This is a genomic window from Chryseobacterium sp. CH25, from assembly GCF_004119455.1.
Lineage (GTDB): Bacteria > Bacteroidota > Bacteroidia > Flavobacteriales > Weeksellaceae > Chryseobacterium.
Genome location: NZ_NRQT01000001.1, coordinates 670,343 through 682,728 on the forward strand (window position 1 = coordinate 670,343; position 12,386 = coordinate 682,728).

Consider the following 12,386-nt stretch of genomic DNA (forward strand, 5'->3'; position numbering starts at 1 on the left):
TTGATCATTTGGTCTTCATATATATTCCTTCAATCGTGGCATTCATTCCGAATTGCCCACTGCATACACCTTGGGTATACTGAACTACAGCAAATCCTTTGTAGAACTTCACTTTAAATTCACATTCTTCCGTATCAGTCAATTTATAGGTGAAATTGGTTGTTTTAAGATCAATGGTATCGTCATCTATTTGTGCAAGATTTCTTGCCGGCTCTCCAGTAACTGATGTAATCCCAAAGACAGCTTTTGAATTTGGCAATTTCTTAATTTCCAGATCTCCCTGATATCCTGCTTCACTATACTGGTAATGATAACGTCCGAATAAATCATTTACATTAGTTTCTATTTTCTTTGAAACGAGAGCAGTATCTTTTTTTACAAGATTAAGTGTAAGCTCCTTTCTGGTCTTTGGTGAGAACCAACTTCCTTTGAAAGCACCATCCGTTGGTTTTCCGGTAATGACACCCGTTATATTTCCTGATTTTTCAAATTCTAAAATTCTGTAGCTATTATCCTCTTCAATGGTTCCTAAAAGTGTGATAGGCACCTTGCCTTTAGTATTCAGGTAGGTAATTTCACCAACAATGATATTTCCATCAATCTGATAATGAATAAATACAGGCGTTTTGCCATTCAAAAATCCTTTCCAGGAAATTTCTTTTACATCCTGTTTTTTTACTGATGCAAAAGTAACTGATCTTTCTGGGGTTGCAGAGTTGGAAACTTCAACTTTTTGATCGGGTTTATTACAAGAAGTAATTGCTAGTAACAGAGTATAAGCTAAATATTGGTATTTCATGGTGCTGGATATCTTTTTATGCTAATATACGGCCTGGGTAGCAATTTAGATTAATTTTATCAAATTATTTTCTCCTATTAATGTAATCATTCAATAAAAAATCCCGCAAGAAAACCTGCGGGATTTTGAATATTTATGGTTCGAAATTACATCGTCTCCATTTTGAAGCTCATGCTTTCGATTACTTTTAGAATGGCTTCTACAGTATCCATTGAAGTTAAACAAGGAACTCCGTTTTCCACACTCATTCTTCTGATCTGGAATCCGTCTCTTTCTGCTTGTTTTCCTTTTGTAGTGGTGTTTACCACATATTGAACTTTTCCTTTCTGGATAAGATCGATAAGGTTTACGTTTTCTTCTCCGATTTTGTATCCTATTTTGCAAGGAATTCCTTTTTCTTCAAAGAATTTCGCTGTACCTTCCGTAGCCCAGATTCTGAAACCTACTTCATGGAATCTTGCTGCCAAATCAGCGGCTTCTTCTTTGTGCTTATCTGCTACTGTGAATAAGATAGAACCGTGCATAGGAACTTTTCTTCCTGCTGCTACCAATCCTTTGTAAAGGGCTTTCTCTAAAGTAGTATCTTTCCCCATAACCTCTCCTGTAGACTTCATTTCAGGGCCTAAAGAGATGTCAACCTTTGTTAGTTTTGAGAAAGAGAATACCGGTACTTTTACGAATACTCCTTCTTTATTCGGAACCAGTCCGTTTTTGTACCCAAGATCTGCTAATTTCTGTCCTAAGATCGCTTTTGTTGCAAGGTTAGCCATTGGCACCTCTGTGATTTTGGATAAGAAAGGAACTGTTCTTGATGAACGTGGATTTACTTCGATTACATATACGTTTCCTTCAAAAAGTACGTATTGGATGTTCATTAATCCGATAACATTCAATCCTTTTGCTAATCTCTTAGTATAATCTACTAAAGTATCGACTTCACTTTGAGAAAGATTCTGTGGCGGATATACTGCGATAGAGTCTCCGGAGTGAACCCCTGCTCTTTCGATGTGCTCCATAATTCCTGGAATCACTACTGTTTCACCGTCGCAGATGGCATCTACTTCAATTTCTTTTCCTACCATGTACTTGTCTACCAAAACAGGGTGTTCAGGGCTTGCGTCTACTGCGTGTTCCATGTAGTGAGCCAATTCTGCTTCTGCGTATACAATTTCCATTGCTCTACCTCCAAGAACGTAACTTGGACGAACCAATACTGGGTAACCGATTTCGTTAGCAATTTTGATCGCTTCTTCTTTTGAAGTGGAAGTTCTTCCTTTTGGCTGAGGAATTCCCATTTCCTGTAAAGCTTTCTCGAATTTATCTCTGTTTTCAGCTCTGTCAAGATCTTCTAATGAAGTTCCTAAGATCTGTACTCCGTGAGAAGCTAATTTATCTGCAAGGTTGATAGCCGTCTGTCCTCCGAACTGTACTACTACTCCTTTAGGTTTTTCAAGCTCGATGATGTTCATTACATCTTCTTCCGTTAGCGGCTCGAAGTATAATTTATCTGAGATAGAGAAGTCTGTAGAAACTGTTTCAGGATTGTTGTTGATGATGATCGCCTCGTAACCCATTTCTTTGATCGCCCAAACTGAGTGAACGGTTGCGTAGTCGAATTCAACTCCCTGTCCGATTCTGATAGGTCCTGAACCTAAAACGATGATCTTTTCTTTATCAGAAACTACACTTTCGTTTTCTTCTTCGTAAGTTCCGTAGAAATATGGTGTTTCACTTTCAAACTCAGCAGCACAAGTATCTACCATTTGTAAACCGGCATTACTCCGTTTTCTTTTCTGAAGTTAAATACTTCACGTTCTTTTACATCCCAAAGAACTGCGATATTGATATCTGCAAAACCTAATCTCTTAGCTTCAATTAATGTTTCTTTATCAAACTTGTTGGCAGCGATTACTTTTTCAAAGTCAACCAGTTTTTTAAGCTTCCAGATGAAGAATTTATCAATTTTACTCCATTCTACAATTTGCTCCCAGTCGTATCCTCTTCTTAAAGCGTCTCCGATGATGAATAATCTCTCATCATCACATACTCTGATTCTTCTTTCGATTTCTTCAGCAGTAAGAGCCTGAGCTTGCTTAGTTTTTAATCCTAAGTGTTTGATTCCTGTTTCTAGTGAACGGATTGCTTTCTGTAAAGATTCCTCAAGATTTCTTCCGATTGCCATTACTTCTCCAGTTGCTTTCATCTGAGTAGAAAGTCTTCTGTCTGCAGTTTCAAACTTATCAAATGGGAATCTTGGGAATTTAGTCACCACATAGTCCAGAGCAGGTTCAAAACATGCGTATGTTTTTCCTGTTACCGGGTTCATGATTTCATCCAGTGTTAATCCTACTGCAATTTTTGCAGCGATCTTTGCAATCGGATACCCTGTTGCCTTACTTGCTAAAGCTGATGAACGGGATACTCTAGGGTTTACTTCGATGATATAGTAATCGAATGAATGTGGATCTAAAGCTAACTGTACGTTACACCCTCCTTCAATTCCTAATGCTCTGATGATTTTTAGAGATGCATTTCTCAGTAACTGATACTCTCTGTCTGAAAGGGTCTGAGAAGGTGCCACTACGATAGAGTCTCCTGTATGAACTCCTACCGGGTCAATATTTTCCATGTTACAAACTACAATCGCGTTGTTGTTTGCATCACGCATTACTTCGTACTCAATTTCTTTGAAACCTGCGATGGATTTCTCAATAAGACATTGTGTAACCGGGCTGTGTTTTAATCCCAGTTCAGCAATTTCTTTTAATTCTGCTTCAGTGGAAGCGATACCTCCACCTGTTCCTCCCATGGTAAAGGCAGGACGAACAATTACAGGATATCCGATCTCATCAGCAAATGCTAATGCTCCTTCTACTGTGTTTACGATATCAGATTCAGGAACCGGCTCATTTAATTCTCTCATCAATTCACGGAAAAGGTCTCTGTCTTCTGCTCTGTTGATGGCAGAAAGCTTAGTTCCCAATACTTCCACTTTGCATTCTTCAAGAATTCCTGATTTTTCAAGTTCTACCGCCATGTTAAGACCAGTTTGTCCTCCAAGAGTTGGCAGTAAAGCATCCGGACGCTCTTTTCTGATGATGTGGCTTACAAACTGTAATGAAATCGGCTCGATATATACTTTATCAGCGATTTCCACATCCGTCATGATCGTTGCAGGGTTTGAGTTAATCAAAATTACTTTGTAGCCTTCTTCTTTTAAAGACAGACAAGCCTGCGTTCCTGCGTAATCAAATTCAGCTGCCTGCCCGATGATGATAGGTCCTGAACCGATTACTAAAATTGTTTTTATATCTGTACGTTTTGCCATTTTTCTTTTTTTAGATACAAGATGTTAGATGTCAGATTTCAGACTTCCAACAGGATGTTTTACTTTTTTAAATTAGATTTGAATGTATAAATCATTCTTTGAATTTCATTCAGATTTGATATTAAACTATCAACTTTTTCTGCATCAAGTAAATTTAATTCTCTAGTTAAGATTAACTGTGTCTGCAACTCAAAAGAGGAAGCATTTGCAATTCCAAGAAAGTGATAAAACTCTCTATCATTATTTCTGCCTGCTCCTTCTGCTATATTTGAAGGAATAGAAATTACAGATCTTTTAATCTGAGAAATCAAACCAAACTTTTCATCTTTCGGTAATTCTGCGCAAATGATATAAACCTGTTTTGCAAGTTCAATCGATTTCTGCCAAAAACTAGTTTTTCAAAATTGTGCATGATAAAGTCTGTTATCTGATGTCTAATATCTGAAGTCTTTTTTACTTTTTGAAGTCTTCCATTAATTGGATAAACTCATCAAATAAGTAGTTTGCATCTTCTGGACCTGGGCTCGCTTCAGGGTGATACTGAACTGAGAAACAAGGGTGGATTTTGTGTTTTAATCCTTCGTTGGTTCTGTCATTCAATGCGATGTGTGTTTCGATAAGGTCTGTTCCTTTTAAACTTTCCTGATCTACTGCATATCCATGGTTTTGAGAAGTGATTGCAACCGTATTTTTCTCCAAGTCTAATACAGGGTGGTTTCCTCCTCTGTGTCCGAATTTCAGTTTGAATGTTTTTGCTCCACAAGCAAGACCAATCAACTGGTGTCCTAAACAGATTCCGAAGATTGGAACTTTTCCTAATAATCCACGGATCATATCTAATGCGTGTGGTACATCTTCAGGGTCACCAGGACCGTTTGAAAGCATAATTCCATCCGGGTTCATCAATAGGATATCTTCTGCTGTTGTATCCTGAGAAACCACGATAATGTCACAGTTTCTTTGAGATAATTCTCTGATGATTCCTAATTTAGCACCAAAATCTACCAATACTACTTTGAAACCTCTGTTAGGGTTTGCATAAGGTGTTTTAGTAGAAACCTCTTCTACCTGATTGATTGGGAAAGTGGTTGTTTTTAGTTCTGCTGCTGTTGCTGCTTCGTCTGCATCAGCATTCACAATTTTTCCTTTCACTACTCCAGAGTTACGAAGAATCCTTGTCAGTCTTCTTGTATCAATTCCTGAAATTCCTGAAAGGTTTTTCTTCTTAAATAATTCATCTAAAGTAATCTGAGTACGGAAGTTAGAAGGAAGATCGCAAAGTTCTTTTACGATAAGTCCTTTAATTGCCGGCTCAATACTTTCATAATCATCACGGTTAATACCATAATTCCCGATAAGCGGATAGGTCATACAAACTATCTGACCACAATACGATGGGTCAGAGATCAATTCCTGATACCCTGTCATTCCGGTATTGAAAACTACTTCACCTGCAGTTTCCAATTCTGCTCCGAAACCTTCTCCATGAAACACTTCACCGGACTCCAGTATTAATTTTTTCTTCATTTTTTCTATTTAGATTTTCTTTTTTATTAACAGGTTGCCTCTACGAGGCTTTTTTTATTTTTCCCTAAGGGTTTCTCTCTATTGTTATTAATAGGCGATGTCCCTACAATTGCTATTAACAGGTCGCTCCTACGGAGCTCTCAGTATTTTTTTTACCTTGGCTCTTTATTTAAAGGTAAATCCTTTTTCTTGCAATGCATCTTTTAGGATGGCCATTCTGGCAAAAACTCCGTTTTCCATTTGCCTGAAGACTCTTGAGCGTTCACATTCTACCAGCTCTGAATCTATTTCCACCCCTCTGTTGATTGGTGCAGGGTGCATGATGATTGCTTCTTTTTTCATGGCTTTTTCTCTTTCTTTAGTCAAGCCATATCTTTTATGATAGTCGGATGCTGTAAAACTCATAGCATCATCGTGTCTTTCGTGTTGAATTCTTAATAACATCAGAACGTCTACTTCAGAGATCAGTTCATCTACTGAAAGATAGGTTCCGTTGATTAATGCTCCTTCATCAAACCATTGTTCTGGTCCTGAGAAGTATACTTTAGCGCCTAGTCTTCTTAAAGCTTCAGCGTTTGAGTTCGCCACACGGCTGTGTTTTACATCTCCTACAATTCCTACTTTTAATCCTTCAAACTTTCCGAATTCCTGATAGATCGTCATCAGATCCAGCATACATTGTGAAGGGTGGTTTCCTGTTCCGTCTCCACCATTGATTACAGGAATTTTAATATTCTTAAGCTCCTCAAAGTATCTGTCTTTCTTATCTCGGATCACCACAAGGTTTACTCCAAGGCTTTCAATGGTCTTCACTGTATCATAAAGACTCTCTCCTTTATTTACAGAACTGTGTGAAGCATCAAAAGGAACAACCTGCAATCCTAATTTTCTTTCTGCAATATCAAAGCTGGTTTTTGTTCTTGTGCTGTCTTCAAAGAAAAGATTGGAGCAAAAAACTTCGCCTTCAATTTTAGCAGTTTTTCCATTTCTGAAAGCCAGCGCTTCTGTCAGTATACTGTTGATTTTCTCGGTACTTAGTTCTGTAATCGTAAACATAATCTTAATTTTTGAGCATAAAAAAAGCGAAGACAACTATCTTCGCTAATAACAATAAATATCGTAAAGGGCGCTTTCGCCCGGTAAATCTAATGATATAAATGCTTTTTTATTCATTAGGTGCAAAGATACAACAATTTTATGAACTTGCAAAAATTAAGTTTAAAATAAATTAAAAACTTCAGTCCTTCTTATTCTCATTTAAAATTAATATTTTTGTTACAACACAACATTATTCTATGGATTTAAAAGACAAAATGATTCTCAGCATTATACAGGAAGACTCAACTTTATCAGTGAAAGAAATTTCAGAAAAGATTGGTCTTACCTTTACTCCAACGTATGAAAGAATCAAACAATTGGAGAAACAGGGAGTCATTGAAAAGTACGTAGGTCTTTTAAATCGCGAAAAACTGGGATTGAATATTATCGTATATTGTAATGTAAGACTTAAAGAGCAATCCAAGAAAGTATTGGAGACTTTTGAGAAAAACATTTCCAAGTATGATGAAGTTCAGGAAATCACCAGTCTCTCCGGAGAATACGATTATATGCTGAAAATTATCGCAAAAGATATTAACTCTTATAATGAGTTTGCAGTAAGTGTTATTTCAAATCTTCCCAACATTGGGCAATACCACAGTTCCATCGTTCTTCATGAGGTAAAGAAATCTACCAAGTTCAAGATTGATCTTGAATAGTTTTTTTATTTTTAAACCATTAAGACGCTTTAAGTAGTGAAGAAAAGTTAAGAGTATTCGGCAAGCGAATGATAAGAGTTCATTGCTGTATTTTCAAACTTTTCTTAACTCATCTTATCTTAAAGTTCTCTCAAAAACCTTTGTGGTTTTTATCACAATCATCAAATTCAAAGATCAAATAAAATCCAACCATTAAGACAGCTTAAGCAATTAAGATTTAAGGATTTCACAACGATAAAACATAAGGCAATTCTAAAATAATTTTTAGATTTTATGCTTACTCAAGCCTTTATTATCTTAATGGTTTAGATTTTAACCCAATAATTTATTCTTCAGTTTATTGAACTGGTATTCTATTTTATCCAGGCAGAGATTTCCTATACTTCCCTGGTGAGTATGATCCAAAGCTCCTGGCTCAAATTCAAACTCATTATTTTCAATCTCCTGCCCTACTTTTACATAAGCATCACGGAAAGAGCTTCCGCTTTTCACTTCTTCATTGATCTTCTCTACGCTGAAAAGGTATTTATATTTTTCATCCTCAAGAATTCCATCCTTTACCTGAATATTTGGTAATGTATAACTTAAGATTTCCAGACATTCTTTTAATGAATCAATTGCAGGGAAAAGAATTTCCTTTGTTAATTGAACATCTCTGTGATATCCTGAAGGAAGATTATTAGTCAACAGGATCAATTCATTGGGTAAAGCCTGAATTCTGTTGCATCGTGCACGAACCAGTTCAAAAATGTCCGGGTTCTTTTTATGAGGCATAATGCTGCTTCCTGTTGTAAATTCTTTCGGAAAACTGATGAAATCAAAGTTCTGATTCAAATACAAGCACACATCATAAGCAAATTTCCCAAGTGTTCCCGCCAGAGTCGCCATTGCCATTGCCAGTAATTTTTCAGATTTCCCACGAGTCATTTGAGCATACACCGAATTATAGTTCATCGATTGGAAGCCTAGATTATAAGTGGTACTCTCACGATTGATCGGGAAAGAAGAACCATAACCTGCTGCTGAGCCCAGTGGGTTTTTATTAATGATATTTTTGGTTGAAAACAACATTTCTACATCATCTAAAAGGGCTTCTGCATATGCTCCGAACCATAATCCAAAAGAGGAAGGCATAGCAATCTGCAAATGGGTATACCCTGGAAGCAGTACATTTTTATGCTGATCTGCCAATTGGATCAAAATCTGGAAGAACTCATCGGTAAGTGCTGTAATCTCACGGATCTCATCCAGTAAATACAGTTTGATATCCAGTAAAACCTGATCATTTCTTGATCGTGCTGTATGAATTTTCTTTCCAGTGTCTCCTAATTTTGTAATCAGGATCGCTTCTACCTGAGAATGGATATCCTCAGCTTCTTTATCAATTTCAAAATTTCCGCTTTCAATTTCTTGTAAAATATCGTTTAATACTGCCAACATCTGTTCCGATTCTTTCTGAGAAATAATTCCAGTTTCTTCCAGCATTTTACAATGTGCCATCGAACCTTTAACATCATATTTCGCTAAACGTTCATCAAAGTCAAGATCTTTTCCTACGGTAAAGTTATTGACTAATATATTGGTGGCCAGGTCGTCCTTTTGCCATATTTTTTTCATAAGTAAGTTTTGATTTTCTAAGACTGAATATCATCATTCCCGATAATATACAGTCCGATTTAAAATATTTGATTGATTTTGACAGGCCCAGCAAGGCGATCCTTATTACTATTAACTATAAAAAAACATTTCCTTATTATTTAAAGTCTCTTTCTAATGGTATTTTTTGCATAAATCTTTATTAAAAACGAAACTTTAATGCCTGCTGAGCGTAGTCAAAATATATATTGAGCTGGAAGGCTGAAGCTGGAGGCTGGGAGTTAATAACAAACCGCAATAACTTCCTTTCTTCCAGCTCCCCTCTTCCTTCTTTATAACACCTTTTCCAAAATCTGGATATAGATCTCAATTCCTTCTTCTATTTCACTGATATAGATGAATTCATCTGCCGTATGCGAGCGCCTACTGTCTCCAGGACCTAATTTTACAGAGGTACATGGAATAATTGCCTGATCCGAAGACGTTGGCGAACCATAGGTTGTCCTTCCTATTTCCAACCCTGCTTTTACAAACGGATGATCCATTTCTATTTTAGATGAATTCAATCTGAAAGACCTTGCAGTAAGCGTTGATTTCATCTGGGACTGGATAATTTCAAAGGCTTCTTTATTGGAATATTCATCCGTTACCCTTACATCCAGTGTGAAATGACAGGATTCAGGAACTACATTATGCTGTACACCAGCATGAATTCCTGAAAGGGTTACTTTTACTTCTCCCAGGTAATCTGAAACCTTTGGAAACTTAAAGTTTAAGATTCCCTGTAAATCCTCCATACATTTTATAATGGAATTATCGTCATTCGGATGAGCAGCATGAGAAGGAGTTCCCTTCATCTCTCCATCAATCACCAACAGTCCTTTTTCAGCTATAGCCAGATTCATCTGCGTGGGTTCTCCTACAATGGCCAGCTCTATATTGGGTAACTGTGGAAACAGAGCCTCAATTCCGTCAAAACCTGAAATCTCCTCCTCTGCTGTCAACGCAATCACTAAATTATATTCTAAATCTTCTTTATCAAAAAAATGTAAAAAAACTTGCGCCATAGAAACCAGAGAAGCTCCGGCATCATTGCTTCCCAATCCAAACAGTTTACCATCTTTTTCAATCGGCACAAACGGATCCAACGTGTAAGCTTTATTAGGCTTTACCGTATCATGATGCGTATTCAGTAAAACGGATGGTTTAAATACATCAAAGTTTTTATTTACCGCCCAGATATTGTTTTTAAAACGCTTGGTCGGGATCTGGTGCTTCTTAAAGAAGTTTTCAATTTCCACCGATGTATTGAATTCATCTTTACTGAACGAAGGAATTTCAATCAGCTTTTTAAGCAGCTCAACAGCATTATTCAATAATTCTTCTTTATTATAAACAGATTTCAGTTCCTGCATGATGATTCTCTATATGATTTTTCAGTTCTGTTTCTTTAATCAGAAACACTTTATTTACATTATTCTTTACAGCTCCAAGAGCATTTTCTAGTTTGGGTAAAATCCCTTTGTGAAGCTTTCCTTCTTCTTTCAGCGTTGTAAAATCGTTTTCAGAAATGCTTTTGATAAGAGATTCCGGGTCATCCACGTTTCCCAACACTCCCTGCTTATCAAAACAATACAACAGCTCAACTTCATACTTCTCAGACAAAGCCTGAGCAATCACAGAAGCAATTGTATCTGCATTGGTGTTAAACAGATTTCCTTTTCTATCATGGGTAATCGCAGAAAATACAGGAACAAGATCCAGTTTCATCAATTTTGAGATAAGCTTTCTATTCACACTCTTCTTATTGATATCGCCCACAAATCCGAAATCTATTTCAGGATGCTCTCTTTTCTTAGCTTTAATCAGATTTCCATCTGCTCCCGAAAACCCTATTGCATTACATTTTTTCTGCTGTAGCTTTTCAACAATATTTTTATTGATTCCCCCCGCATACACCATCGTCACAATATCCAATGTATCTTTATCTGTAATCCGCCTTCCATTCACCATCTTCTGCTCTATGCCAAGTTTATCAGCCAGCGTATTCGCTAACTTCCCTCCGCCATGCACAAGGATCTTCTTTTCTTTAATTTCGGAAAACTGATCTAAAAACTGATCCAGTAATCGTTCATCATCAATGAGCGCTCCGCCTATTTTTATGATGTATATTTTCTGTTTCATTTTTATTTTACATTTAGAATTGACAGGAATGAATTCCTATCTTGGGTTAAATCGTCCCTTCGGGACTCGTTGGATGCTATTTTATATTGTCTAAAATTTCGCTGAATACTGCCTGTGCTGAGAAAATACGGTTCTTTGCCTGTTGGTAGATGATTGAATTTTCTCCATCCATTACTTCATCGCTTAATTCTACATTACGACGAACCGGAAGGCAATGCATTACTTTTGCCTGATTGGTATTCGCCAATTTCTCATTGGTAAGCATCCAATCTTCTTTTACTTCCGGCATTGCAGCATAATCATCGAATGAAGACCAGTTTTTCACGTAGATAAAGTCTGCATCTTTTAGTGCTTCATTCTGATCGTGAATTACTTTCGTATCTTTTGTAAAAGCAGGATCTAAATCATATCCTTCCGGATTGGTGATTACCAACTCAACATCCATTTCCTGCATCCATTCTGCAAAGGAATTTCCTACTGCATGAGCAATTGGCTTAATATGCGGAGCCCAAGTTAAAACTACTTTTGGCTTATGTTCTTTTTTCCAGTTTTCTGTAATGGTAATACAATCTGCCAAACTTTGTAACGGGTGACGGGTTGCTGATTCCAGGGAGATAACAGGTACTTTCGCATGTTGCTCAAACTGACTTAGAATACTTTCATTTACATCATCTTCCTTACTTTTCATTCCTGCAAAACAACGTACCGCAATGATGTCACAATATTGGTTTAAAACCTCAATAGCATCTTTGATATGTTCTACAGTATCTCCGTTCATTACAGCTCCATCTGCAAATTCAAGATTCCATGCTTCCTGAGCTGCATTTAAGGTTAATATATTTAAGCCTAGGTTTTGTGCTGCAATCTGGCTGCTTAAACGGGTTCTTAAGCTTGAATTTAAAAATACAAGACCTATTGTCTTTCCCTTTCCTTTTTCTGTTTCAGAAAGTGGGTTTGCTTTTATTTCTAAAGCTTTTTTTATGATTTCCTGTAAGTTTTCTACATCACTTACAGCGGTGAATTTTTTCATTTTGAATTGATTTTAAAGATTTCCTTTACCTATTTAAATGTTGATCTCACCACAAAAGACACAAAAGCTTTTTATTTAACACTTTAGAACACTTAAGCTGATTTCAAATGAAACTGCATATTAAAGTTCACATAAGAGAAAAATCAAAGATTTTCGAAAACTTAA

The 12,386-nt window shown here is 36.7% G+C and carries 9 protein-coding genes and 1 pseudogene; 1 reads left to right on the forward strand and 9 read right to left on the reverse strand.

The window, feature by feature from the left end:
• Positions 1 to 4: 4 nt before the first annotated feature.
• The 5 genes and pseudogenes from BOQ64_RS02990 to BOQ64_RS03010 all read right to left on the reverse strand — a co-directional run bounded on the left by BOQ64_RS02990 (position 5) and on the right by BOQ64_RS03010 (position 6,710).
• On the reverse strand, positions 5 to 799 hold the full coding sequence (locus BOQ64_RS02990; RefSeq protein ID WP_129056159.1) for a hypothetical protein: 795 nt from the start codon (positions 797 to 799) through the stop codon (positions 5 to 7).
• A gap of 146 nt (positions 800 to 945) precedes the next feature.
• Positions 946 to 4,127, reverse strand: a pseudogene (gene carB / locus BOQ64_RS02995) (carbamoyl-phosphate synthase large subunit).
• A 59-nt stretch (positions 4,128 to 4,186) separates the two neighbouring features.
• Positions 4,187 to 4,501 (reverse strand): four helix bundle protein, encoded by a 315-nt coding sequence (locus BOQ64_RS03000; protein ID WP_164975760.1) that lies wholly within the window; start codon positions 4,499 to 4,501, stop codon positions 4,187 to 4,189.
• A gap of 79 nt (positions 4,502 to 4,580) precedes the next feature.
• Positions 4,581 to 5,654 (reverse strand): carbamoyl phosphate synthase small subunit, encoded by a 1,074-nt coding sequence (locus BOQ64_RS03005; protein WP_129056153.1) that lies wholly within the window; start codon positions 5,652 to 5,654, stop codon positions 4,581 to 4,583.
• Between the two features lie 165 nt (positions 5,655 to 5,819).
• The gene (locus tag BOQ64_RS03010) at positions 5,820 to 6,710 is read right to left on the reverse strand and encodes an aspartate carbamoyltransferase catalytic subunit (RefSeq protein ID WP_129056151.1); all 891 of its coding nucleotides are present in this window, start codon (positions 6,708 to 6,710) and stop codon (positions 5,820 to 5,822) included.
• Between the two features lie 239 nt (positions 6,711 to 6,949).
• On the opposite strand from BOQ64_RS03010, the gene BOQ64_RS03015 reads away from it, so the two are divergent.
• Positions 6,950 to 7,411, forward strand: a complete 462-nt coding sequence (locus tag BOQ64_RS03015) for an Lrp/AsnC family transcriptional regulator (RefSeq protein ID WP_050021307.1) — start codon at positions 6,950 to 6,952, stop codon at positions 7,409 to 7,411.
• A gap of 312 nt (positions 7,412 to 7,723) precedes the next feature.
• On the opposite strand, the gene argH is transcribed toward BOQ64_RS03015, so the two are convergent.
• From argH to BOQ64_RS03035, 4 genes are all read right to left on the reverse strand, one after another.
• Positions 7,724 to 9,028 carry an argininosuccinate lyase gene (gene argH / locus BOQ64_RS03020; RefSeq protein ID WP_129056149.1) on the reverse strand — a complete coding sequence of 435 codons (1,305 nt, stop codon included), beginning with the start codon at positions 9,026 to 9,028 and terminating at the stop codon, positions 7,724 to 7,726.
• 311 nt (positions 9,029 to 9,339) lie between these two features.
• Complete coding sequence (locus BOQ64_RS03025; protein ID WP_129056147.1) at positions 9,340 to 10,422, reverse strand: M20 family metallo-hydrolase; 1,083 nt, start codon at positions 10,420 to 10,422, stop codon at positions 9,340 to 9,342.
• Complete coding sequence (argB, locus tag BOQ64_RS03030; RefSeq protein WP_129056145.1) at positions 10,397 to 11,191, reverse strand: acetylglutamate kinase; 795 nt, start codon at positions 11,189 to 11,191, stop codon at positions 10,397 to 10,399. Before argB ends, BOQ64_RS03025 begins: the two co-directional genes overlap by 26 nt.
• 76 nt (positions 11,192 to 11,267) lie before the next feature.
• The gene (locus BOQ64_RS03035; protein WP_129056143.1) at positions 11,268 to 12,221 is read right to left on the reverse strand and encodes an N-acetylornithine carbamoyltransferase; all 954 of its coding nucleotides are present in this window, start codon (positions 12,219 to 12,221) and stop codon (positions 11,268 to 11,270) included.
• Positions 12,222 to 12,386 lie beyond the last annotated feature (165 nt).